The sequence below is a fragment of the Planococcus sp. SE5232 genome (assembly GCF_050686535.1).
Lineage (GTDB): Bacteria > Bacillota > Bacilli > Bacillales_A > Planococcaceae > Planococcus.
Genome location: NZ_JBOGCP010000001.1, coordinates 563,188 through 588,063 on the forward strand (window position 1 = coordinate 563,188; position 24,876 = coordinate 588,063).

The window sequence follows — 24,876 nt, forward strand, 5'->3', positions numbered from 1 at the left end:
AGCCGGCAGCGCTTAACTTGCTGCCGGCCTGAAACGCGTTCGCTTTTGCTTTACCCTATTATTAAAAAGGCCAATTATTCAAGCGTGTTTCCTTCATTTGGAATGGGATTGTTTTTCAGCATGCCGGCTAAATGATAGGTATTATAGGCAAGCCGCTGGATGGCGGATTTTGTGAATTCGTTGTCTCGGCCAGCATCCATATAGGAGTCTCCGGGACCAGCTTCACCCACCCAGTAGGCATCCACATTCGGCGGAATAACGAAGCCGATATGAGAAAGTCCATAGAGGATGGAAGCAGACGAGTGTTTGGCTCCATCTTCATTTCCAGTTACAATGGCACCGCCGACTTTGTTATAGAAAATAGCTTGTCCTTTGTCATTGGTGACGCTGCTGCTGCCGTATAGGCGCTCAATAGCTTGCGTGGCCAGTGAGCTTTTTTCTCCAAGCCAGATGGGTGTGCCGATAATGACAATGTCTGCAGCTAAAACTTTTTCCAGAATCTGGGGCCATTCATCTCCCTCGCCCATATCTGCTTGGACGCCATAAGCTATGGAATAATCAGCCAAACGAACAATTTCAGATTCTACCCCCAACCGATTATAATGGAATTGAACATCATTGATGAATCCTTCGGTATGGGAAGGCTCCTCTGAACTTTTTAACGAAGCATTAAGAAAAATCGCTTTTAATGTCTGCACGGTATCGCTCCTTTTAGGTGATCAGTCTTTGTAAATTCAACCGAGTCCGCTGTTGGCCAGCGGAATGGCAGTTCAACTTACACAGTCTCCTATTCCCTTTAGGAAGTAATATATGCAACATCCAATTCGAGTATTTGTCTGTAGAAAAGAGGTGGTTCAAATGAAAAGAACAGAGTTGTTGCCATATGGACTCATTTTTCTTTTGTTATTGATTAAAGTGAGTGTTTTTCGTGTGCTTATTTTTGACTCGAAATCGATTTTACAGATCCTCCTGATCGAGTTTCCGATGTGGGCTTTACTGTTGTCAGTTATTTTGATACTCGCTAAAAATCAGTTGTGGCGGACGGTCTGGCTTTTCAACCTGTTGGTTTCCGTCATCTTCTTTACAGTTACACTTTATATCCGCTATTATTCCACCATTCCGTCTTACTATGATTTGCAGCAATTGACGCAGACCGGCTCTGTCAGCAATACCATTACGATGCTGTCGTCTCCATGGGACTTCCTCTTTTTCCTGGACGCTGTCCTATTCGTATTCATAGCGCGGCGTTGGAAAAATCCTGTGAAGTTTACAGGATTGAAATATGTGGCTATCAGTACGGCAGCGATTTGTACGGTGACCGTCGTTTATGCGCTTCAACAGCCAATCATCGACGTTTCTTATTTTGCAAAAGAAAACGGTTTCCTGCAGTCTCAGATAGCCCAGTTGTATAACCGCTCCAATGAAACTGCACATGCTTCCTCAACCAAACTGTCAACAAAAGAGCTGGAAGAGCTTAAAGGCAATAACTATGTGAAGGTCAGTGAGCAGGAAAGCTTTGGAGTTGCCGAAGGCCGCCATCTTTTCGTCATTCAAGTGGAATCCCTGCAGAATTTTGTCATCGGCCGTAGCTTGAATGGCCAAGAGATTACACCGCATCTCAATGAGCTATTGAGTGAAAGTGCTTATTTTTCAACTGTCTTCCAGCAGGTGGGGGCCGGTACCACCTCTGATGCCGAATGGATGGTCAATACAGGTTTGTATCCGGAGGGGATGATTCCCACCGCCAATAGCCTGACAGGTAAAGAAGTACCGTCCTTGGCGCGGAGCTTGAAGGAAAAAGGCTATGGTTCTGCCACTTATCATGCTGACGATGTGTCGTTTTGGAACCGGGACGTCCTTTATCCGGTTCTTGGCTACGAGGAGATTTTTTCAATCGAAGATATTCCGGATATCAAACAGGTCGGTTTCGGCCCAGCCGATGAAGTGCTGTTCGATTTTGCAGCGAATGAGCTGCCTCGGCAGCTTGAAGCTTATGAACGCATCTATGCCAATATCGTAACCGTCACCAGCCATACACCATTCGAAATGCCGGATGATATGCAGTATCTAAATTTGCCAGCTGAGTATGAAGAAATGTACATTGGGAATTACCTGCAATCGATCCGCTACGCAGATGAACAAATTGGTGCATTTATTCAGACACTGAAAGACCAGGGCATTTATGATGAGTCCCTGATCGCTATTTTTGGAGACCATTCGGGTATGCATGGTACGCTGGTTACTGATGAAGACCAACGCTTGTTAAGTGGCTTTTTGGGACATGATTATTCATTGAAAGACCAATACACCATTCCACTGATTTTTACAGGCGGGAACTTGTTTGAAGAAACTGAAATGACCCGCCTCGGCGGCCAGGTGGATATCATGCCGACACTTTTGGCCTTGCTCGGCGTTGAACATGACGAGCCGATGATGGGGCATAACCTGTTCCAATATAAAAAGAATCTATTGGGCATGCGCTATTATTTGCCGGGAGGGTCTTACATCCAATCGGAACAATTGTATAAAGCGCCGGGGGCGAAACTGCCGGAAGTTTTGTATGACCTGAAAACCATGAGTGAACGCGCAAAAAACAGCGAAGCGAAAAAGCATATCGAGGATACGGAAACACTGATGAATTACGCTGATACCTTATTGAAAGGCTATATCGAGGAATGAGTTCCTCAGTAGAGAGTAAGCCGTTATAATAGAATGTAAGTAAGAGATAAGGGGGAACCGGTATATGGTAAAAGAGTTTGAAAAAGAAGTCATTCAGGCGATGGACAAAATGTTTGAAAACGAAATGAAAAAAGTCAATGACGCACTCGAACAAGAGCTGTTGATTTCGTTGATCGGTGAAGTGAATGCCGGTAAGTCATCCACTGTCAATAAGATCATCGGAGAGGATATCGCCAGCACCAATCCGATGCCAGGAGAAACGGTCAGTGTAGATCCTTACAATATCCGTGGATTGGAAAATATCAAATTCATGGACACACCGGGATTGAATGACCCAAATGACGAAAACCCTAAAAAAACGTTGGAGTTTGTCCAGAAATCCGATGTTGTGCTGTTTTTCCTGAATGCAGCAGGCACGGTGTTTTCTGAAAGTGAAAAAGAGAAATTCCATGAAATCGAAAAACACAATAAAGATATTTTGATTGTCTTAAATAAAATCGATGCGGCCGAAAATATTCCGTCCATCGTCCAGTTTGTCAAAGAGCATACCGCCCATAAATATAAAGTCATTCCGATTTCTTCGAAGACAGAAGAAAATTTGGAAACCTTAAAGAAGGAAATCCTTTTTTTGCTCGAAAAGAAGGGTAAGGACCTGCTCTTCGCCAAAAGCATGAAAGAAAAATCCTCTGCTGCTACACGTTGGATCATCGGCGCCGGCGTTTCGGCAGGGGTCATCGGTGCATCGCCGATTCCGGGTTCTGATGTGCTGCCGCTGACCACATTGCAGGCAGGGTTGATCATCAAATTATCGAATCTATACGATAAGCCGCTGACTAAAAAAGCGGCAAAAGACATGATTGTCGTCACAGCTACGCAGACCATCGGGCACACCATTTATCGCCAGGCGCTGAAATTCATACCCGGAGCAGGATCCATCATCGGTGGGACTGTGGCTTCGTCCATGACATTGGCGCTCGGCTACGGTGTGAAATACGCCTATGAAAATAATATTGCCATTGATTACGATATGATCGGCGATTTGTTTGAAAAGCTGAAAAATCGCGAGAAAAAAGCTTAAGAACTGCTGAACCGCCCTTCGAACCTTGAAGGGCGGTTTTCAAGTTGCTTGCGTCTTTCGGATTTGTCATTTAACTTTAGGAGAAAGATAGTCGGAGGTGCAAGATGAAGATATTGGTAGTGGAAGATAATCCGAGCGTCAGCTCCATGCTTGAGCTGTTCTTCTCAAAAGAAGGCATCCAAGGTGATTTTGCGGCTGATGGGCTGGAAGGTTACCGGAAGTACAAAGACAGCAACTATGATTTGCTGATCCTGGACTGGATGCTCCCGGGAATGGACGGCATAGCGCTATGCCGCAAAATCCGCGAAGAAGGAAACGCCGTTCCCATCATCATGTTGACAGCTAAAGACAGTGAATCCGACCAGGTCATCGGCTTTGAAATGGGGGCGGATGATTACGTGACCAAACCGTTCAGTCCGCTGACCTTAATGGCGCGCATCAAAGCGGTCACGCGGCGTACCCAGAAAACGGAACCTGTATCGGATCTGATCCAAACCGTCCATTTCACCGTCAATAAGGAAACACGGGATATTGTGAAAGACGGCCAGGAAGTCGACAGTCTGACTCCAAAAGAATTTGACCTGCTGATTTTCTTCCTGCAGCATCCGAAACAGGTGTTCAGCCGAGAACAATTGTTGGAACAGGTATGGGGCTATCAGTTTTATGGCGATGAGCGGACGGTGGATGTCCATATTAAACGCCTGCGCAAAAAAATCAACGGCGGGGACAAGCTGTTCCATACGGTATGGGGAGTTGGCTATAAATTTGAAGAACACACGAATTAAGTATTTCTATCAGCTGATCGCCAGCCATATGAGCATTTTGCTGATTGCTTTTTTGATTTTAAGCATTTTATTCGTGCGATATGTGGATGATTTTGCCTATGGTGAGAAAGCCGAAGAACTTGAAAATTATGGGGAGCGGATTATTGCCGAGCTGGAACGGACGCGTCCTGGCACCAATCTGCAGGCCTATGTCTCGATTCTTGAGGCACAGAATATCAGCTTCATCGTCTTTGACCAGCAAAGCCGGATTTTGTATCCGGTGTCCGGTTCGTTCCCTCCAGTGGAACTGACGCAGGAAGAGTGGAATGTCATTGAACAGGGAGATACCCTTGTCGTCAATCGTGACGTGGACCGATTCGATTTTACAGTGACATTTGTGGCCATGCCTTATTTCGAAAATAACCAGCTAGCAGGAGGAGTCCTGCTCGCCTCGCCCGTCAGCGGCGTCAGTGAAATGATCGCTGAGTTGAATAAAACCTTGATCACGACGGTCCTGGTGGCTTTAGCGATTGCCCTGCTGCTCAGCCTATGGTTATCGAAATTGCATGTCAGCCGGATTCAACGGATGCGAAAAGCAACCTCGATGATCAGCGAAGGCCATTACGATGTTAATCTGCCCGAGTCGAATTTTGATGAGTTTGGAGATCTGGCACATGACTTCAACAAGATGGCCGCCAAACTCCAAAAATCAAATGAGGAAATCGACCGGCTTGAAAATCGCCGTCGCCAATTCATGGCGGATGTCTCGCATGAAATGCGGACGCCTTTAACGACGATTGCTGGCATTATCGAAGGTTTGCGGAACAATATGATTGAAGAAGGCCAACGGGAAAAAGGCATCCGCCTGGCAAGCGATGAGACGAAACGGCTGATGCGCCTGGTCAATGAAAATCTGGATTATGAAAAAATAAGATCCAATCAAGTGGTACTGACGAAAGAGGAAATCGAAGCAGATGAGCTTTTGGAAATTATTCAGGAACAGCTTTATCTGCAGGCGAAAGAAAAAGGCGATTCAATCGTCATCAATACCAATCCTGGCGACGTCATCTACGGGGATATGGACCGGCTGATTCAAATTCTGATGAATATTGTCAAGAACGCGATTCAGTTTACAGAGAATGGAGTTATTTCGCTGACCAGCTATGCGGAAGCCGATCACATGGTGATCACAGTGGAAGATGATGGAGCGGGCATTGATATCGAAGAAATCGACATGATCTGGCGCCGGTTCTATAAAGCGGATTTATCGCGGGGCAGCGGCCAATTCGGACTGGGCTTATCGATCGTCAAACAATTGGTGACGCTGCATGATGGAGAAATTCAGGTGGAAAGTGAAAAAGGGCAGGGAACGAGATTCATCATCCGTCTGCCGCATAAAGAATGACCTGGAAGAACCAATTCCAGGTCTTATTTTTATTTCCTGAACTTTTTATTTTTGTTAAAACTCTGGTCATAGTTTATTCATAACTGCTTGATAAGCTTTGTATATCGACTTAGGAAAAGAGGGAATATACGTGAAAAAACTTTTATATATTGGAATCGGCGTACTGGCGGCCACAGCTATTTTTATGATGGTGGCATTTTCAGGAGATGAAACTGTTGCTGAAGTAGGAGATACAGAAATAACCAAAGAAGCATTGTATGACAAAATGGTGGCTTCCGCTGGAGCGGCCACACTTGATGCGATGATTTCCAACGAAGTGGTCAACCAGGAGGCGGATAAGGCTGACGTCAAGGTGACGCAGGAAGAACTTGATGCGGAAATGGCCGTCTATGAAGAAAGCTATGGCGGAGCGGAGGCGCTTGAACAGGCTCTTGCATCAAGCGGAATGTCGATAGATGATCTCAAAGAGGAAATGGAAATATACTTGAAGGTTGAAAAAATCGTAGGACCGGATATTGAGATAACGGATGAGCAGATCAGCACCTATTTCGAAGAAAACAAAGATTCATTTGAGCAGCCTTCGCAGGTAGAGGCGAGCCATATCTTAGTAGCTACGCAGGAAGAAGCAGATGAAGTTAAAGCTAAGCTGGATAACGGCGATGACTTTGCCAAGCTGGCAGCAGCATATTCGACAGATACAGCCAATGCTGATAGTGGCGGCGCTCTCGGGGCGTTTGGTGCAGGTGAAATGGCACCGGAATTTGAAGAAGCTGCATTCAGTATGGAAGTTGATGAAATCAGTGATCCAGTACAAACGGATTATGGATTCCACATCATACAGGTAACCAAAAAGACCGATGCAGTGGAAGCCAACTTGGAAGACAGCAAACAACAGATTAAGGAAACCTTATTTGATGAAGCATTAAATACAAAATATGCCGAATGGCTGGCTGAGAAAACCGAGTCATACGATATCGTCAATAAACTGACAGAATAGAGGAGGAAATAAAAATGGGTTATTATAATTCATCTGAACCGAAAAGAAATAAGAAAGGGTATTTCGCTTCCAGCTTTACAGGATTGATGGCAGGAGCATTATTGGTGGGGGTAATTCTGCCCGGAGTAACGGATACAGAGCCCGGAAACACTGAATCGGCGTCAACAACGGAAGCGGTCAGCGGATTGCAGACAAACTCAACGATTGTCACTTCAGATGTGACGGAAATCGTTGAAGAAACCAGCGATGCAGTAGTCGGGGTATCGAATTTGCAGGCAGCGCAGCAAAATCCATTTGCTTCACAGACAAGCAAAGATGCGGAATCACAAGAAGCGGGTGTAGGATCCGGTGTCATCTATAAAAAAGATGGGGACACGGCTTACATTGTCACCAATAACCACGTGGTAGAAGGTGCAGAAGAAGTAATGGTCACCTTGTCGGATGGTACGGAACTCGACGCTAAAGTGCTCGGTACAGATATTTGGACCGACCTCGCCGTGTTGGAAGTTCCAGGAGACAGCATTTCAACAGTGGCTGAGTTCGGAGATTCATCTGTATTGCAAGCGGGCGAACCGGTTATTGCCATAGGTAATCCTCTAGGTCTTCAATTCTCGGGATCTGTGACCACGGGTGTCATTTCAGGTACGGAGCGCTTGGTACCGATTGACGTAAACCAGGATGGCACCGAAGACTGGCAGTCAGAAGTTCTTCAAACCGACGCTGCTATCAGCCCAGGGAATAGCGGGGGTGCATTGATCAATGCTGAAGGACAATTGATCGGCATCAATTCCATGAAAATTGCCCAGGATGCTGTGGAAGGAATTGGACTGGCGATACCCGTCAACACCGCCATACCGATTATTTCTGACCTGGAAACAGAAGGAGCTGTAGATCGTCCGTCAATGGGCGTCGCGATTTTGGATCTGGCTGAAGTGCCAGCCCAATACCGCAGTTCTCAATTGAACTTGCCGGCAGAAGTGGAAGGCGGCATCGTCGTCGAATCAGTAGTTGAAGGCTCAGGAGCGGCAGCTGCGGGAATGAAAGACTTTGACGTGATCGTTGAAATGGATGGAAAACCAGTGAACTCCGTATTGGAGCTTCGCCAATATCTCTACAACGAAACCGAAGTCGGCGATACACTGAAAGTCAAAGCCTACCGAAATGGAGAACTCCAGAGCTTCGAGTTGAAACTGACGGAGAGCATTTGATGGAGAAAAGCAGAAGCGGCCGCTTAGCCCTGACAAGCGCTGGAAGCCTTACCGGTAATGGTGTTCTTTTAAGACGCTAAAATAAAACTGCTGGAGAAAAATCAATGATTTTTCTCCAGCAGTTTTGCGTTGTACGCGGTTTTCCCTAGGCAACAGCGACTTTCAGGAGATTGTGGCAAGTCTTTTGGATTTTTTTGAAAAGAAGAATGCTTTTATTCCATTAATAGAGCTTACAGTCCAAACCTGGCACAATACAGTCCGCCAGCTAAAATGCTGTCGGAATGAGGAGCGGCATTCACGGGCGATTGCATCGGCTGCTTTATCCGATACCGCCAGATGATGTGGAAACACAATCGAACCGCATAAGAAAAAAGCTTCCCGATAAACGGGAGGCTTTTTTTGGGGAACTTCTTAAGTTACACAGGTGCAGAAGTGTTAATCGAAAATGCCGAACCAATCTGTTCCGATTCCGAAGCCGACAATGATGAGAACCAGGACGACAAAGATGATGATGCCCAGCTGCAAAGGCTTGTAGCCTGTAGTCCTTGGCTCTTGCAGTCCTTCTTTCTCTTCAGGTGGACGGCGTTTAGCCTCTTCTTCAGTCTCTTTCATGTAATCGTCTTTATCGCTATTACTCATTTGAATGCCTCCTTGAACTTACTGTTAGTCATCTTTACCCGATAAAGCAAAGGTTCAATCCACGAACTTTTCTTCCGCCTGCAATTCGCGCTGAGTCAACTTCTGAGCCAACTCCCGGCCGAAAAGCTCTGAAGATTGCGGATCCCGGCCTGTAAGTATTTGTTTGCTGCCCCAGACAACATAAGCATCCTGGTCTTTCTCTTCATGGTAATCCGCGATTTTTTTCAATTCATCTTCGAGGCTGAACGGCAACAGATCCACCACTTCTTCCGGTTCCATATCGTTCGGATAACCGGTAACTTTCAGACCTTCAAGGATTCCGCGGCCTTCTTTGGTTTTTGTGAAAATCAGCGGAGCCGGTCCGTGGCAGACAGCTGAGACGATACCGCCCAGTTCATAGACAATGTTGATCACTGCATGCAAATCTTCGTTTTTCGCCAAATCAAACATGGCTCCGTGTCCGCCGACAATCATGATGGCATCATATTCACTGGCCTTAACATCGACGATCGGAGTTGTTTTATCCGCCATGCCCGATTCGTATTGTTTTTTATAAATTCCATCCGGGTCATAGTCTTTGCTGAGGCTCAGTGGATCGACCACTGGCTTGCCCCCGTCAATAGAAGCCAATCCCACAATGTGCCCTTCTTTTTCGAGCTCTAATGCAGGTGCGAACAATTCTTCCGCCCACCAACCGGTCACGTAATTATTTTCTTCGTCCGTGTAGCCATTGGATAAAACCGCTAATACTTTTGCCATCATATCTTCCTCCTACTTTTAGAAAGTCCTTGTTTCTTCATTTACCCTATAGGGAAATCCTGAAACGTGGCAACGGGGGAGTTCATGGATTCAGTTGCAGAGATATGCTACGATTATTCCATGATACGAAAGATGAGGTGGACCGCTTGAAAGAGTTAACCCAGAAAACCCAGGTGACCTTACTTGAAGCCATGCTTGATGGCAGTAAAGTGGGTACTATTGTGACCGATCCGTCTCAGCACGACAATCCGATTATTTATACCAATAAAACCTTTATCGAAATGACAGGATATACACAAGAAGAAGTGATTGGACGCAATTGCCGATTCTTGCAGGGACCGGGAACCGCAAAAGAAGATATTCAAAAAATGAAAGAAGCCATTGCGGACGAAAAAAAGGTCATCTTGACGTTGCAGAATTACCGCAAAGACGGTTCGCCATTTTGGAATCGCCTTGCCATCGAACCTGTCCGTATAGAGGACAAGCTGTATTTCATCGGTACTCAAACAGACATTACACTTGAACGTTCTCAGCAACAGGCAATCATGGCCAACGAAGACGAAATTGAAAAGTTGATGCTGCCGATTTTATCCGTACAGGAAAATGTGGCGACCGTCGCACTTGTAGGGACGATGAATCTGCAACGCTTTGAAACCTTGAAAGTGAAAATATGTGAATATGTGCAGGAGCATCGCATTGAACATGCCATCATCGATATCACCGGCTTGTCATGGAATGAAAAATCGCCCCTTTATTGGTTCACACAGATTTACGAAGCGTTGCGAATTATGGGAAGCAATCTTTATGTAACAGGTATCTCCCCAGCAGCTGCCCAGCAATTTGCAAACGACTTGGATCGGGACAGCCGCTTAATCACTTTTTCTACCATTGAGAGAGCCTTAAATTTCATTACACAAAAAACCGCAAGTGAAAACCATATCAGTTGACTCTGTATTGGAATTAGAGGTAAGTTTTAACTGTTCTCAAATACTAATCAGGAAAGAGGTTGGAAAAATGTCAGCATTATTCACAACATCTGTCACAGCCACTGGTGGCCGTGAAGGAAGAGTCGTTTCCGAAGACAATGTATTGGATCTTCAATTGGTCTCGCCGAAAGAATTGGGCGGTCCCGGAGGAGAAGGCACGAATCCTGAACAATTATTTGCAGCAGGCTATTCAGCTTGTTTTGACGGAGCCTTGAACCTAATCATCAAAAGAGAAAAAGCGGATGTTTCAAGCACTTCCATCAAAGCCGATGTGCATTTCCTAAAAGATGAAGGCAACGATGGTTTTAAAATCGGTGTCACACTGAATGCCCATTTGGAAGGTGTCGATGAAGCGACAGCGAAAGACCTTGTAGAAAAAGCACATGCGTTCTGCCCTTACTCCAAAGCAACAAGAGGGAATGTGGACGTAGAATTGAAAATAGTATAAGAATTCCAAAAAAGCCGGAAAGCTCACTTTTCCGGCTTTTTTTATTTTAATAAGTGGTAACAGCAGTTTACAGTGACGTTGAAAAAATACAGAATATGGTTTTAAAAAATCGGAGCAGGGTAGAAATATAATGCAGAGTCATACTGAAATTAAAGGAGGATGGAGGGAATGGACAAAGAGCAGAAGAAGCAACGGACTTCAAAAAGTATAGAATCTACAGGTCAGAATTTAGTTGAAGAAAAGAAAAATTTCAATGCTGGAGGAAATGACTCTGATTATGACGGCGGACATCCGGAAGATGCTTTGAGTAAACAGCAAAAAGAAAAGCAGCAGAAACAACAAACCGGCGATTCTTATAATGCAGGCGGAAATGACTCTGATTACGATGGTGGACATCCAGAAGATGTTAAGCCTGACAGTAAAGGGCGCATAGGCTCCGAAGACGAAAACTAAAATCAAACAGGAGGTTTTATTTATGTTTTTTCATACAGGAGAACTTCAATACCACGCTAAACCGGACGCTCCAGATCCGGTGTTCGCTAAACAAGTACAGGAATTGATCGGCGGGCAATTCGGCGAAATGTCAGTTGCCATGCAATACTTATTCCAAGGGTGGAGCACAAGAGGAAACGAAAAGTACAGAGATTTGCTGATGGATACAGGAACGCAGGAGTTGGGGCATATTGAAATGCTGGCAACTATGGTGGCAAGGCTCCTTGAAGGGGCACCTGTTTACGAACAGGAAAAAGCTGCCAGCGATCCGATTGTCGGAGCAATCATGGGCGGCATGAATCCGCAGCATGCCATCGTCCATGGATTAGGTGCTTCCCCAAAAGACAGCAATGGGGTTCCTTGGAACGCGGGATATATCGTAGCGAGCGGTAATTTATTGGCGGATTTCCGTGCCAATGTCAATGCAGAATCACAGGGGCGCCTGCAGGTAGCCCGTCTCTACAGCATGACAGACGACAAAGGTGTGAAAGACCTGTTTTCTTTCCTCTTGGCACGTGATACGATGCACCAAAACCAATGGCTTGCTGCTATAAAAGAATTGGAAGCGAAAGAAGGTCCGATTGTGCCTGGAACACTTCCGCCAGAATGGGAAGCAACTGAATACTCCCATACTCTTTACACGAACTCTGAAAGCAGCAAAGAGCTCAAGTGGATGCATGAGCCTGCACCGGATGGCCACGAATTTAAATTCGGCAAACCAGAGCCCTTCAGCACTAAACCTGAACTGAAGCCAGCTCCACCGGAAGCCCATAATTCATTGCCGGAAGATAAACTGAAATAACCCTTTTGAGGCTGTCCTAAAGTCATATGCAATGGCTTAGGGGCAGCCTCTTTTGTTCTTCCGTACAATTTCTTCAAAAGAAAGGGTGGAGGGATCGTGTCAAAAAGAGCCTGGATCATGAAGCAGAAGTGGAAAGATGTGGTTTTTTTGCACTGGCCGGTCGAAGTGAGTTGGCTGAGTCGTTTTGTGCCGGCAGAGTTGGAAATCGATTTATACGATAATCGAGCTTGGATTGGTGTCGTGCTGTTCCGTGCAAAAGCTACACGTCTTCGATTGATTCCGCCAGTTCCAAGTACACGTTCCTATCTGGAGCTGAACGTCAGGACGTATGTGAAATACAAAAATAAGCAAGGCGTGTATTTCTTCAGCTTGGATGCGGACAGCCGGCTTGCCGTACTAGCTGCTTCTCTCGGCGGTTTTCTGCCATATCGGCATGCTGATATGAGCATGTCAAAGAAAGCGGGACACCGGACATTCACCAGCAAAAGAATCGAAAAAGATCACTTTCCGGAATCTTTTAGAATGACCTTTAAAGAAGATGCAAAGCCCATTGCACCAAGCTCCATCGAGCAGTGGCTGACGGAACGTTATTGTTTGTGGACAAAACCGAAAGAGCAGCTGTATCGAGTGGATATTACACATCCACCCTGGACGCTCCATTATTTAAAAGGCCAGATCCATCAAAACACAATGGCTTCGTATCTTCCTGTTTCGCTCCATCATCATCTTCCGATGGCCCATTATTCAAAAGGGCAAAAAACAAGGTTTTATACGCCAGTGAGGGAGGCGTGAAAGCAGATGGTCTGCGTCATACAAGGGGCTTGTGAGAAGTTTCCCTCTTTTCCCCGACGCGTTTCGTCAAGTAAAAAAGGATTTAAAAACTGACCCGGCAAATGCCAGGTCAGTGATATTCAGGAACTGATATAATCTCCGCCATTTACATGAATGGCCTGGCCAGTCACGTAGGTGGAGTCCTTGGAAGCCAGATAGACATAGGCAGGAGCCAGTTCTGACGGCTGTCCACGCCGTTCCATCGGTGTGTCTCCACCATGTTCTCCAACTTTTTCTGCACCGAAAGTCGCTGGAATCAGTGGTGTCCAAATCGGACCCGGCGCGACTGAATTCACCCGGATGCCTTGCTCCGCGATATTGGCGGACAAGGAGCGGGTAAAGCTCGTGATTGCTCCTTTGGTTGATGAATAATCAATCAGTTCTGGAGAGCCGCGATAAGCTGTGACGGATGATGTATTGATGATGCTGTCGCCTTTTTGAAGATGCGGCAAGGCAGCCTGCGTCAAATAGAACATACTGAAAATATTGGTTGAAAAAGTCTCCATTAACTGGTCTGGACTAATGGCAAGGAAATCATCCTGTGGAAACTGTTTTCCGGCATTATTGACCAAAATGTTCAATTGGCCGAATTCAGAAATGACGTCCACTATAAGCTGATTGCAATTTTCAACATCACTGACATCTGTCGCAAATTTAGCGCCTTTAGCCCCGTAGGCTTCAATCGCTTTAATCGTTTGATCAGCGTCTTCATCCTCATTAAGATAGGCGATGGCAACGCTGGCGCCTTCTTTTGCATATGCGACAGCGACAGCGCGTCCAATTCCACTATCTCCTCCTGTAATGAGGGCGACTTTGCCTTCCAGTTTCCCGGAGCCTTTATAGTCTTTGTCATCGTAAATCGGTTCAGGATCCATTTGCTCTTCTAAACCGGGTTGCTTTGATTGTTCCTGCGGATCCACCTGTTCATCAATTTCTTCGAATTTGTCTTTAGCCATAACGAATCCTCCTTAAAATTAACTAGCGTCATGTTCCTTATTCCCGCTGTTGTTTCACTTAAACACAAAAGCAATTATCTGGAAAACTACTGTTCATAAGGAAAGAAAAACGGAAACACCCAATTGTAGAGGTGTTTCCGTTCGGACTTGAAGCTGGTTCAGTAAAATTTTCATGACTCTCCAGTAACTACTCCGCAGGCAATTCTATCGCCGGAGTCACCGGATGGGTCCGTCATTTGATCATCTTCTCCTGCATGGATGACAAGCGCCGTTCCGCCTTCTTTAAGCAGAGAGTTTTCCTCGCCGATTGCGAGTGTCACATTTTCAGCTGTAAACTCCTGCGAAGCCGTGCCATCATCGCTTACTTCAATATTCGGCAAATCTCCAGCATGCGGTCCATCCGGATTATCTATGCCATGCATAGCGTCGGTCGGATTAAAATGGCCGCCAGCTGATTCGAAATCAGGAGCTTCACACATGCCGGTTTCATGGAAATGAATGCCGTGCATGCCTTCCTCCAAGCCTTCCACTTCAAGTGCTACCATCACACCAGCCTCTTCTCCAGATAATTCTGCGGTGCCAATTGCATTTCCATCACTGTCCATCATTTCAACAGTCAGCATTAGAATTTCTTCACTGCTTTCCTCGTCTGTCTCGTCTCCGAGCTGCGGCAAGTCATCTCCATCGTCTTCAGGTTCCTGTTCTGTTGCGCCGTCAGATTCTGTTGGTGGGTCTTCTGCGCTTTCGTTGCCACAGGCTGTCAAAAATAATAAAAAAGCCAGTGCTAAAATAAGCATAAGCCAACGCTTCATCTGAACTCCTCCCTCGTAATCATGTTATTCTACCTTACACATATTCACGGGGAAATAAACGCAATTTTCTGAAATGGATTCTTTTGTAGGATAAAGAAGTTTCATCTTAATCTTTTGCGGAAAACAATTAACAACCCAATAAGTGTCGATAGGACACTTATTGCAGCGGCCGGCTTAAAGAATGGTGGCCGATAAGTGAAGGAGATGGTGTTTTCGCCTGTTTCCAAGGGAACTGCAACAAAAGCATAATCTGCTTTCAGCACTTTCACTTCTTCTCCATTAACGGATGCATGCCATCCGCGTTCGTAAGGAATGGACAATTTTAAGTAATCGTCATTTTCTGCATTGGAATAATCAAGGCTGACATGGCTGCCTTCGATTGTTAAGTTGCTGGAAAGGTCAGGCTGATCGGCTTGCTCCCGCAAGATCTCATAAGTCTCCGAATGCAATTGGATATCCGTCAATTCATATGTTCCTTCCGGAAGGCGGAGCTCAACTTGTTGAGCAGCCGGGATTCGGATTGTGAGATCGTCTACAAAGGTTTTGTAGACCGACTGATTGGATTTTCTGGTGGTGCGATAGCCATTGACCTGGAGTGGAAAGCCTTGATCCGCTGCCGTATTTTCCAAATGGAAGGAGACAAACAAATCACCGTCGGATTCCGGCGGGTTCTCCAAACGTAAATTTAAACCACCGGTGCCTTCAGTTACTTCTAATAGCCCATCATCGTAAGTTCCACCGATTGCTGTAGTCCTAAAGCCGACAGAATTGCCGTCTGATGGCAGCCGTTCAGCATCTGAATCCTGATCAAGCACAATGCCTGTCAGCATGGCCTGCTCACGCATCAGTGGAGACATTCCGGCTAATTGCTGCTCCTGATAAACTTTGGAAGTGGATCGGGCAAAAGGCAGTACATAACTGTTTTCATAGACAGCAAAATTTTCACTGGATTGGATTTCAGTGAAGCCGTATGGAATGTTTTCGTCTCCGTGTGGACGGATGACGTATTTACCCTGCAGCAGACTGTACAGATTCGCCCGATTGCCAAGTGTTGCATAGCGGCTGACGCTTTCACGTCCCATATCAATTTCAAGATCGTATAAGTAAAAATACAATAAGTTTTTATTTAAAATGCTGGAATACGCACTCAATCCCTGGAAATCCTGAACAATGGGCGTATTGTTGCGCACGCCTTCCATCCACTCAGTACGGTAAGGCCCATCTGATTCTTTGGCATGGATGTAATCCAGCAGTTCATTTATTTCCGGATCATCATAGTCAGCCCCAGTCATCAGCTCTTCGTTGACCTGGGAAATATCACCATCTTCCAGGAGCTTTTCTGTCTGGTAGAGGTTGGAAAAGATCAAAACCCAAGCAAACAGCGAAGTCATCAACAGGATTTTAAACAATGGCTTTTTGAATTGGATGTAAAAAAACAACAGCAGCAGCGTAAGCAGCAGGCTGCCAAAAGCTACTAGGGAAGTCGGTGAATCGATGATAAAATATTCATCTGCTGAAGCGTAAAGCGCAAAACAGAAAATCGCAAAAACAGCGGCAATGGCAAAACGCTGCAGCGTGAATTTATGCAATTGATCGAATGCAACGGCAACGGCACCTCCTGCAACCAGGGATAAAAAATATTCCCAACGGTATTGGGGGGCGGAGAAACCGTTGAAGGCGCTGCCGATTAATGGGCTGTGGTGCATAAGGATGCCTGCTATGCCAAGAAGCGCAAACAAGCGAAACGTTTTATGGCGATAAAGAAAGCCGCAAAACAACAGCAGGATGAAAAACGCCGGCAGGACGATAAAACGACTGCTGAAAAGAATATTATCCGTTAAATCGATCCATGGAATCTCTTGCTGAAAAGGCGGCCTATGGTTGTTTAGGTACGCATAGACAGCGGGAACGAAAGAAACGGCACTGATGCCAGCGCCCACCAGGCCGGCAACAGCAAAATGCATCACTGCTTTTTTCTTGTCCTCGCCACCTTCACTTAGTGGGATGAACAAGCGGAAAAGGATATAGAGGCCGGTCAATAAAAGGTTGATGTAGGCAAAATAGAAATTGTCGATCATTGAAACTGCGACCGCGGCCAAAAACCAGCCGGGCTTTTGTTCACGGAAGATTTTTTCGACACCAAACAGGAGGATCGGCAACCATAGGAAAGCGTCCGCGAAAAACTCCCAGTAGGTGGCGTGGCGGAAATACATGCCCGAGATGCCATAGAGGGAAGCCCCCAAAAGAGCTGCCGGCTTTGACAGCTTCATGTACATGAACAGGCGTGTAGTGATGAACAATACAGCTGCCAGACGGACGATACTGATAAAGACGGCAGCATTTGCCCAGAACAGTACGTCTGTCGTCTGGATGATGTTGCTTATCTCGAATAGGAAAACGATCACCACCGAAATCAGAAAAACGATGGATGTGGAGAAATAATAAGACAGCTCACTGAACGTGCCTGCCCCCAAGCCGAAATCAAATGAATAGAAAAACTCTCCTCGGGTATATTGTTCGTATAACAGATGCTTGAAAGGCATCATTTGTGAAAGCCCATCATTGACTCCCACCATGAAATGGCTGCGTGTCCACTGATGAAGAAAAACAAAGTGGCCAATCGCCGACAGCAGGAAACTGAAGAATAACAGAAGAAGAGCAGGGCGTAGCTTTTGCATAGAGTCACCGTCTTTTTGCTTATTTTGGCTGAGCCGTATCTTTCAGGATTTTACCGGATACAGCAAAAGTGATGGGAATTGTGAATAATACCGCCGCGAAAGGCGCGATATTGCTGTTGAGGTGAAGAAACTCAACGAAAATGTAAATCAACGCTGTGGAAACAGCCATATTGACCACCTGTGTTAAAGGGAAATACAAGTATTTTTTTAAGGTTGGCTTAATGCGATACGTCACATAGCAGTTCAAAAAAAAGGAAATGTTCAAGCTGATCAGAAAGCCGATAATATGCGCCAGCAGATAAGGCAGTGAGAAAACATTATGAAGTACAAGGTAAATGGTGTAATAGCTCAAGGTATTCAGGCCGCCGACAAAGAGAAAGCGGGTAAATTCAGTATTCACCGAGTTAAATCTCATCATATTCATCCGCATTGCTGATATCCACAAGAAAATGCGGGCGCTGTTTGGTTTCATTATAGATGCGTCCGATGTATTCGCCGATGACCCCGAGGCTGATCAATTGAATGCCGCCCAGTAAGAGAATCGCGGTAATTGTTGTAAAGTAGCCGGGAGCTCCGATGCCTTCGCGCAAAATATTGTACAGCGTAAAGAAAATGTAGATAATCGAAAGGAACAGAACCAGGAAGCCTGTGTAAAAGCAAATGCGTAAAGGCTTCATATTGAATGAAACGATTCCGTCGATTCCGTAATTGACCAGGCTATTGAACGACCATTTTGAATCGCCATCAGTCCGCAGTACATTTTCATAATTGATGGTTTTTTTGCTGAGGCCGATCCAGGAGAACAGCCCTTTGGAAAAACGGTTGCTTTCACTCAATGCCAGAATCGCATTGACGGCTTTACGGCTCAACAGCCGGAAGTCGCCTTCACCATCCTGCAAGTCGACATCGGTGATGGAGTTGATCAGTTTATAGTAAAGGGAAGAGAGCATGGACCTGACTTTGGTGTCTCCGGTGCGTGATCGTTTGGCTACGACCTGGTTAAAGCCTTCCTCATAACCCTGGACCATCTCTCCAATCAGGGTGGGCGGATGCTGCAGGTCGCTGTCCATTACGATGGCGGCGTCTCCTTTGATGCGTTTCAAGCCAGCGAGCATCGCCGACTCTTTTCCAAAATTCCGTGTCAGTGAAATATATTTTACAGTGTCATGTGCTTCTGCCAGTTTTAAAATTTCCTGGAGTGTGCCATCACTGCTGCCATCATTGATGAACATGATTTCATAACGATATGGAAGGGCCTCAAGTTCCTGCGCCAATTTCGCATACATCGAAGCGATATTGGCTTCCTCGTTATAAGCTGGAACTACAATGGAGATAAGCTTCATGTTTATTTCCCCTTTCGATCTGTTCGTGAAAATGCATCTTTAGCTTACATTACCCGCGTCAATTAAGAAGTATGCCACAGGAAAATGAAACTTCCTGGCCTTAGATACGTATTAGTATACGTCAGGTGTTTCAAGAAAACATTTGACTGAAAATTCAGCGCAGGTTTACTGTCTCTAAAACTTAAGGCGGGAGGATCTGACTTCAAGCGGCTTGAATGGTTGAAAGTGCTGTCAGGCTTTATTCGTTGAATTTTACATGTTGGACCGATACCATTAAAATAGAATACATACTGATGAATGGAGAGTGTTACGAATGGCGATTAATCTTGTAAAAGGTCAGAAGATCGATTTAACAAAAGGACGTTCATCTCTTTCAAGCATTATGGTCGGCTTGGGCTGGGACCCAGTCGCTAAAAAGAAAAGTGGAGGATTCCTGAGTGGCCTATTGGGCGGCGGCGGTGGAGCCGAGGTTGACTGTGACGCTTCTGTCCTATTGCTGGACGAAAACGGCAAACTGACGGCTAAGGAAAACCTGATCTATTTCGGCAATAAGAAAAGCAAAGACGGCAGCGTGGTCCATTCGGGTGATAACCTGACTGGCGAAGGCGAAGGCGATGATGAAACGATCAATATCGACTTGAAACGTATTTCACCTTCCGTTCATCGCTTGGTCTTTGTCGTAAACATCTATAATGCCAAACAAAAGAAACAAGACTTCGGCATGATCGAAAACGCCTTTATCCGTTTAGTCGATAATCAATCGAAAGAAGAATTGGTTCATTATAACCTAACCGATAATTATGCGGGCCAAATGTCGTTGATTACAGGTGAACTTTACCGCCAAGGTGCAGAGTGGAAGTTTTCTGCCATCGGCGAAGGTGCATCAGAACCTGATATTGGATCAATCGCTAACAAATATTCTTAAGGAGTGATGGAATAATGGCAATCAATTTATCAAAAGGCCAAAAAGTGGATTTAACGAAAAGCAATCCGGGCTTATCCAAAGTAATCGTAGGTTTAGGCTGGGATACCAATAAGTATGACGGCGGGCAGGATTTCGACTTGGATTCTTCGGTCTTCCTTCTGAATGCTGAAGGCAAAACGGCTTCTGAAGCTGATTTCATCTTCTATAACAATACGACAGGCGCTGCTGGTGCAGTAGAGCATACAGGCGATAACAAAACAGGCGAAGGCGAAGGCGATGACGAACAGGTGAATGTCAACCTGTCTGCTATTCCAGCATCCATCGAGAAGGCGACTTTTGCCATCACCATCCATGATGCGGAAGCACGCGGCCAAAACTTCGGCCAAGTAAGTAATTCATACGTCCGTATTGTTAATGGGGACACAAATGAAGAATTGATCCGCTACGACCTGGGTGAAGATTTTTCAATTGAAACTGCAGTTGTTGTCGGTGAACTTTACCGTCATGGAGGAGAATGGAAATTTAATGCCATTGGCAGCGGTTATCAAGGCGGCTTAGAGTCTCTTGTTAAGGACTTTGGCTTAAACAGCTGAGTAAACGATGGAAAAGCAAGGAGACTTTCTCCTTGCTTTTTCTCCATTCATAGTTGAAATGATAATTTGAACGGGCTGTAGCTAGCAGCATGCCGGGAGGGATCACGCATGAGACATTTTAACGGATTAACCGATTCTGATTTAAAGACTTTTTTTAAATATTCCCCGGCAGAATTCAACCGTGATACGGAACGGGAAACTTTAAGCCTGGCCTTGGGTGCAGCACTTTATACACCGGGATCCAGAGTGGATTTCGCTCAAAGGATTTTAAGTGGGGATTACAATAACGGCCCATTTACCGGCCTGACGACATTGATTGTCTGTTTGGAAGATGCAGTAGCTGATACAGAATTGAAGTCGGCGGAAGAAAATGTTGTGGGTGAGTTGAAAAAACTGGAACAGGCGACTGCGGATCAGTTGGCAGCAGGTCCGGCTTTGTTTTTGCGGATTCGGACGCCGAATCAATTGGATAAATTGATCAAAATGGCAGGAACTGCATTAGGCGTATTGACCGGAGTCGTTTTTCCAAAATGTTTGCCGGCTACATTGCCGTTATTTTTCGATGCGTTGGATCGAGCGAGCGAAGCGGCAGGCAGAAGACTCTACGCATTGCCTCTTCTTGAAACAAAGGAAGTTCTGTACAGTGAATCCCGTGAACAGACGCTGGCTGATTTACACAGTATTATGCAAGCTGAAGCTGAGCGGATTTTGACCGTCCGGGTAGGTGCAACCGATTTTTCGAGTCTTTACGGTTTGCGGCGACCTGCAGAACGGACGATCTACGATGTCCACATCATCCGGGATTGCCTGATTTCCATCCTAAACCGCTTTGGCCGTTCAGAAGATGGCTTTACGGTATCTGGACCTGTATATGAACATTTTTCGAGTGGAGAACGTTTATGGCTTTCCTCGAAACCGGAACAGACATTGTGGGAAGAAGTCCAACTGGACGTCCTGAACGGTTTCAAAGGAAAAACCTGCATTCATCCATCACAGATCTCCATCGTCAATGCAGGCCATATCGTCACGCTTGAAGCCTACGAAGACGCTCGACTGATTCTTAATGAAAGCAGTAAGCGAAATGGGGTTCTGCAAAGTCCCAAACGCAATAAAATGAACGAAGTAAAACCGCATTTGAGTTGGGCAAGGAAAATTGCCGCTCAAGCGGAAGTCTACGGGGTGCTGAATGAAAACTATCAACCAATCGACGTCCTCAACCATATCCGGGCAAACCAACTATCAAATCAACACTAAACTCTGGGACAATCTGGATATTAATATTTCTGTCGCAGAAGCCTATCCTGGCCTCTCGCCGGAATCGCTTTTTTCTGTCGCGCTGCGCGTCAATAAAAAGCGCCAATTTCTCTTTGTCAGCAAGTTGATTGCCAAGCATTTGGCTGTCCATCCTGCTTTGGCTCTCGGTACAGGAACATTGCTTGCTTCCCTGCTGATGGAAGAAGTGGGCCTTGAAGGATATCCAGATACGCGTTCTCTTGTGAAAATGATCGAATCTGGAACAGCGGATCGTCATGTAAGTTTCCAGGCACTTCAATTTAAAAAAGCGATGCCTGAAAAAACGGTTTTCATCGGTATGGCGGAAACAGCCACCGGACTTGGCCATTCGGTTTTTCAGCATTTTGAAGAAGCTGCCTATATCCATACAACGCGTGAAGAAATTATCGGCATTACCCCATCTTTTGTCTTTGAAGAAGAACATTCCCACGCAACGTCCCATAAAGTATATGCGCCTTCGGGTATGCTTGAAGAAGCGAAAACCATCGTTTTGATCGATGATGAAATTTCTACAGGCAATACGTTGTTGAATCTGGTTTGTGCATTGGATGATCAATTTCCTGGAAAAAATTATGCGTCTCTTTCCATTCTGGATTGGCGAAATGAAAGCCAAAAAGAAAAGTTGGAAGAAATGGCATATGGACGGGATATCAGTCTGAAAGTGCTGTCTTTAATGGCTGGCCAATTCGACCTGTTGCACAGCTCAGCACCTGAGGAGCCGGAATTGGTTTCATTGGATGGAACGGTTTTCAAACTTCCGGATGTCGAATTGCCGGGCAGGAAATTAGCTGTCGGCTCAAAAACCGGTCAACAGTATATCTCCTATACTGGACGTTTCGGCATCACCAGCAAGCAACAGGATGAAATAGCGGTCTGGGCAGAATCGGCAGCCCGTCAGGTCGTAGGCACAAGCGATAAGGCATTGGTCATTGGTGTAGGGGAAAATATGTACCTGCCTTTGCGTTTTGCTTTGGCATTGGGCGGCAACCCCCTTGTGCAGACGACGACGCGCAGCCCGATCTTCGCCTCCCAGACAACCGGCTATCCGATTAAGGAAAAAGCCAGTTTTGCGTTGCCGGATGCAGAAGGAGTCAGCCAATTCATCTATAATCTGAATGAACTGGATATTGACCGGATCTACCTGTTGGCTGAATCTGTCATCGACAAATCCGAATGGCAGCCACTGATCGCATACCTGGAGAAAAAGGCACCAGTGGAGTGGATATCCCTGACAACCACCAAAAGGAGTGAAGAAATCGAATGATAGCAACCGGTCTAGTGAAAACGAGTTATCCGAAAGAAGACATCACTTTCCTATTGAAGGATGTAAGCGAAGAGTTTGTGGAAAGTACATTGGAGGAACGAGAAAAGGCGGTTCAGACAGGTGCTCATTATGCAGAACGGCTGCCGATGGAATATCGGCCTTCTGAGGAATACACCAATCTTTATCATGAAACAGTGCTGAAAACCAAAGAACAATTAAGCTATCTTGTAGGCTTGGTGACACGCCGGATTTTCATGAATGCCGGAACGGATGATATTGTTCTTGTGTCGTTGGCGCGTGCAGGCAGCCCGATCGGTGTTTTGATCCGCCGCTACGCCGAACAAGTGATGAATATGGACTGGCCGCATTACAGCGTATCCATTTTGCGCGATAAAGGGATTGATGAAAAAGCGATCGACTCAATCCGGACTGCGCATCCGACCAGCCGCATCCAATTTGTGGATGGCTGGACTGGAAAAGGGGCTATACAAAAAGAGTTGACCAAAGCGGTCAAGGGCCTCAATGCAGAAAAAGGAATGGAATTGTTTGATGATATGGCCGTCTTGGCCGATCCGGGAGCCTGTGCGGTACTGTTCGGTACGCGTGAAGACTTCCTTATTCCAAGTGCATGTTTGAATGCTACTGTTTCAGGTTTGGTGAGCCGAACGATCCTCAACAAATTGTATATTGGTGAGGATGATTTCCACGGCGCGAAATTTTATGGAGAGCTGCTCAAAGAGGATTTATCCAATGATTTTGTCGACCAGATTACGGAATGCTTTGCGGTGACGCGTGAAAGAGTCGAAAAGGACGCCGTCTCTACGCCGGTGACGGCGGAAAGAACCTGGCAGGGCATGAAGGAAGTCGAGGCGATCGGCCAACAGATGTACAGTGAAACCGATTACCATCTGATTAAACCAGGTGTTGGAGAAACGACGCGCGTCCTGCTTCGCAGAAGTCCGTGGAAGGTTCTGGTCAACAGCCTGGATAATCCGGATGTCCATCATATTTTGATGTTGGCAAAAGAAAAAGAGGTGCCGGTGGAAGTCGTTCCCAATTTGTTCTATCGTGCAATCGGCTTGATCCGGTCAGGTAAAGAAATATGACAGTATTATTCGCCAGTGATTTGGATCAAACCTTGATCTATTCGCGTAATTCGATGGGAATGGACGTGGCAGAAGACGAATTGGTGGAAGTGGAGCGATACGAAGGCAAACCTTTGTCCTTCATGACGCAAAGCAGCCAGTCGGCGTTGTGGGCAATCAACGAGAAGGCATTCTTTTTACCGGTGACTACGCGGACACAGGCTCAATATGAGCGGGTGACAGGCATTTTCAAAGGGCAGCAAGCACCGCGTTTTGCGGTTATTTCCAATGGAGCCGTCATTTTGGAGAATGGTGAACCGATCAAGGAGTGGTCAGAAGAAATTCGCCGGCAATGCGTCAGCCGAAAAACCATCATTACGGAGTTACTGCCGGAAATTGAGCGCCATTTTTCGGAAGACTGGGTACTGAAAGTCCGGGAAGCGGACGAGTGGTTCGTCTATCTGATTGTCGACCGCGCGCGGTTCCCTGAAGATAAGCTTGATTTTTATACGACATCTTTTAAGAAGCTCGGGTGGGGAATGTCGCTCCAAGGAAGAAAACTTTATTTCATGCCGGAAAGCATCACGAAAGCAGGTGCCATGGAGTATGTCAAAGAACGTCTGGGTGCAACTTATGTAGTTGCAGCAGGTGATTCGCTGTTGGATCTGGACCTATTGGAAAGTGCTGATTACAGTATGCTGGCCTCCCATGGAGAAGCAGTAAAAAGTGCGGTTCCGGTATCTGGGCACATTCACAGGACTGCTGGACATGGCATTAAAGTAGGAGAAGAGATCTTGGCCCGTGTCGTCGAGGTTTCATTGCAGCGTAAGTAAGCAACA

General features: G+C 45.9%; 25 protein-coding genes. 17 read left to right on the top strand and 8 right to left on the bottom strand.

Features of this window, described 5'->3' with window-relative positions:
• Window positions 1-74: 74 nt before the first annotated feature.
• Window positions 75-698: a flavodoxin family protein gene (locus tag ACRC6Q_RS02695; protein WP_223640469.1), complete on the bottom strand. Its 624-nt coding sequence runs from the start codon at window positions 696-698 to the stop codon at window positions 75-77.
• Window positions 699-858: 160 nt separating this feature from the next.
• Here ACRC6Q_RS02695 and ACRC6Q_RS02700 point away from each other — a divergent pair, with 160 nt between their 5' ends.
• The 6 genes from ACRC6Q_RS02700 to ACRC6Q_RS02725 all read left to right on the top strand — a co-directional run bounded on the left by ACRC6Q_RS02700 (window position 859) and on the right by ACRC6Q_RS02725 (window position 8,131).
• Entirely contained in the window at window positions 859-2,679 is a 1,821-nt protein-coding gene (locus ACRC6Q_RS02700; RefSeq protein WP_431465753.1) for an LTA synthase family protein, read from the top strand.
• Window positions 2,680-2,743: 64 nt separating this feature from the next.
• Window positions 2,744-3,757, top strand: coding sequence for a YcjF family protein (locus ACRC6Q_RS02705; protein ID WP_223640464.1), 1,014 nt, complete (start codon window positions 2,744-2,746; stop codon window positions 3,755-3,757).
• A gap of 104 nt (window positions 3,758-3,861) precedes the next feature.
• Window positions 3,862-4,542 (top strand): response regulator transcription factor, encoded by a 681-nt coding sequence (locus ACRC6Q_RS02710; protein ID WP_223640461.1) that lies wholly within the window; start codon window positions 3,862-3,864, stop codon window positions 4,540-4,542.
• Entirely contained in the window at window positions 4,523-5,926 is a 1,404-nt protein-coding gene (locus ACRC6Q_RS02715) for an ATP-binding protein (RefSeq protein ID WP_431465754.1), read from the top strand. Before ACRC6Q_RS02710 ends, ACRC6Q_RS02715 begins: the two co-directional genes overlap by 20 nt.
• Window positions 5,927-6,056: 130 nt before the next feature.
• Window positions 6,057-6,923 carry a peptidylprolyl isomerase gene (locus tag ACRC6Q_RS02720; protein WP_431465755.1) on the top strand — a complete coding sequence of 289 codons (867 nt, stop codon included), beginning with the start codon at window positions 6,057-6,059 and terminating at the stop codon, window positions 6,921-6,923.
• Window positions 6,924-6,937: 14 nt separating this feature from the next.
• On the top strand, window positions 6,938-8,131 hold the full coding sequence (locus tag ACRC6Q_RS02725) for a S1C family serine protease (RefSeq protein WP_223640452.1): 1,194 nt from the start codon (window positions 6,938-6,940) through the stop codon (window positions 8,129-8,131).
• A 435-nt stretch (window positions 8,132-8,566) separates the two neighbouring features.
• Here ACRC6Q_RS02725 and ACRC6Q_RS02730 read toward each other — a convergent pair whose 3' ends face one another.
• A complete protein-coding gene (locus tag ACRC6Q_RS02730; protein ID WP_223640448.1) occupies window positions 8,567-8,770 on the bottom strand; it encodes a hypothetical protein in 204 nt (67 codons plus the stop codon).
• Between the two features lie 54 nt (window positions 8,771-8,824).
• Entirely contained in the window at window positions 8,825-9,529 is a 705-nt protein-coding gene (locus ACRC6Q_RS02735; protein WP_223640445.1) for a type 1 glutamine amidotransferase domain-containing protein, read from the bottom strand.
• Between the two features lie 137 nt (window positions 9,530-9,666).
• Between ACRC6Q_RS02735 and ACRC6Q_RS02740 the strand changes: the two genes are divergently transcribed.
• The 5 genes from ACRC6Q_RS02740 to ACRC6Q_RS02760 all read left to right on the top strand — a co-directional run bounded on the left by ACRC6Q_RS02740 (window position 9,667) and on the right by ACRC6Q_RS02760 (window position 13,049).
• Window positions 9,667-10,476 carry a PAS domain-containing protein gene (locus tag ACRC6Q_RS02740; RefSeq protein WP_223641345.1) on the top strand — a complete coding sequence of 270 codons (810 nt, stop codon included), beginning with the start codon at window positions 9,667-9,669 and terminating at the stop codon, window positions 10,474-10,476.
• A gap of 67 nt (window positions 10,477-10,543) precedes the next feature.
• Window positions 10,544-10,963, top strand: coding sequence for an organic hydroperoxide resistance protein (locus tag ACRC6Q_RS02745; protein ID WP_223640442.1), 420 nt, complete (start codon window positions 10,544-10,546; stop codon window positions 10,961-10,963).
• A gap of 168 nt (window positions 10,964-11,131) precedes the next feature.
• Window positions 11,132-11,416 carry a hypothetical protein gene (locus ACRC6Q_RS02750; RefSeq protein ID WP_431465756.1) on the top strand — a complete coding sequence of 95 codons (285 nt, stop codon included), beginning with the start codon at window positions 11,132-11,134 and terminating at the stop codon, window positions 11,414-11,416.
• A gap of 22 nt (window positions 11,417-11,438) precedes the next feature.
• Window positions 11,439-12,257: a manganese catalase family protein gene (locus ACRC6Q_RS02755; protein ID WP_223640437.1), complete on the top strand. Its 819-nt coding sequence runs from the start codon at window positions 11,439-11,441 to the stop codon at window positions 12,255-12,257.
• A gap of 117 nt (window positions 12,258-12,374) precedes the next feature.
• A complete protein-coding gene (locus ACRC6Q_RS02760; protein ID WP_431465757.1) occupies window positions 12,375-13,049 on the top strand; it encodes a YqjF family protein in 675 nt (224 codons plus the stop codon).
• A gap of 119 nt (window positions 13,050-13,168) precedes the next feature.
• Here the strand turns inward: ACRC6Q_RS02760 and ACRC6Q_RS02765 are convergent, their stop codons facing one another.
• From ACRC6Q_RS02765 to ACRC6Q_RS02785, 5 genes are all read right to left on the bottom strand, one after another.
• Entirely contained in the window at window positions 13,169-14,044 is an 876-nt protein-coding gene (locus ACRC6Q_RS02765) for an SDR family oxidoreductase (protein ID WP_431465758.1), read from the bottom strand.
• A 170-nt stretch (window positions 14,045-14,214) separates the two neighbouring features.
• Window positions 14,215-14,856: a superoxide dismutase family protein gene (locus tag ACRC6Q_RS02770; protein WP_223640416.1), complete on the bottom strand. Its 642-nt coding sequence runs from the start codon at window positions 14,854-14,856 to the stop codon at window positions 14,215-14,217.
• A 101-nt stretch (window positions 14,857-14,957) separates the two neighbouring features.
• Window positions 14,958-17,534: a YfhO family protein gene (locus ACRC6Q_RS02775; protein ID WP_431465759.1), complete on the bottom strand. Its 2,577-nt coding sequence runs from the start codon at window positions 17,532-17,534 to the stop codon at window positions 14,958-14,960.
• Window positions 17,535-17,553: 19 nt separating this feature from the next.
• On the bottom strand, window positions 17,554-17,949 hold the full coding sequence (locus ACRC6Q_RS02780) for a GtrA family protein (RefSeq protein ID WP_431465760.1): 396 nt from the start codon (window positions 17,947-17,949) through the stop codon (window positions 17,554-17,556).
• Window positions 17,939-18,883, bottom strand: coding sequence for a glycosyltransferase family 2 protein (locus tag ACRC6Q_RS02785; protein ID WP_317851932.1), 945 nt, complete (start codon window positions 18,881-18,883; stop codon window positions 17,939-17,941). The genes ACRC6Q_RS02780 and ACRC6Q_RS02785 overlap by 11 nt, the downstream gene beginning before the upstream one ends.
• 307 nt (window positions 18,884-19,190) lie before the next feature.
• On the opposite strand from ACRC6Q_RS02785, the gene ACRC6Q_RS02790 reads away from it, so the two are divergent.
• The 6 genes from ACRC6Q_RS02790 (at window position 19,191) to ACRC6Q_RS02815 (ending at window position 24,870) form a co-directional block, all read left to right on the top strand.
• A complete protein-coding gene (locus ACRC6Q_RS02790; RefSeq protein ID WP_223640406.1) occupies window positions 19,191-19,802 on the top strand; it encodes a TerD family protein in 612 nt (203 codons plus the stop codon).
• 14 nt (window positions 19,803-19,816) lie between these two features.
• Window positions 19,817-20,395 (top strand): TerD family protein, encoded by a 579-nt coding sequence (locus ACRC6Q_RS02795; RefSeq protein ID WP_223640403.1) that lies wholly within the window; start codon window positions 19,817-19,819, stop codon window positions 20,393-20,395.
• Between the two features lie 108 nt (window positions 20,396-20,503).
• Window positions 20,504-21,649 carry an HpcH/HpaI aldolase/citrate lyase family protein gene (locus tag ACRC6Q_RS02800; protein WP_431465761.1) on the top strand — a complete coding sequence of 382 codons (1,146 nt, stop codon included), beginning with the start codon at window positions 20,504-20,506 and terminating at the stop codon, window positions 21,647-21,649.
• Window positions 21,582-22,952: a phosphoribosyltransferase family protein gene (locus ACRC6Q_RS02805; protein ID WP_431465762.1), complete on the top strand. Its 1,371-nt coding sequence runs from the start codon at window positions 21,582-21,584 to the stop codon at window positions 22,950-22,952. The genes ACRC6Q_RS02800 and ACRC6Q_RS02805 overlap by 68 nt, the downstream gene beginning before the upstream one ends.
• Entirely contained in the window at window positions 22,949-24,058 is a 1,110-nt protein-coding gene (locus ACRC6Q_RS02810) for a cysteine protease StiP family protein (RefSeq protein ID WP_431465763.1), read from the top strand. The genes ACRC6Q_RS02805 and ACRC6Q_RS02810 overlap by 4 nt, the downstream gene beginning before the upstream one ends.
• On the top strand, window positions 24,055-24,870 hold the full coding sequence (locus tag ACRC6Q_RS02815) for a hypothetical protein (protein WP_223640391.1): 816 nt from the start codon (window positions 24,055-24,057) through the stop codon (window positions 24,868-24,870). The genes ACRC6Q_RS02810 and ACRC6Q_RS02815 overlap by 4 nt, the downstream gene beginning before the upstream one ends.
• Window positions 24,871-24,876: the final 6 nt, after the last annotated feature.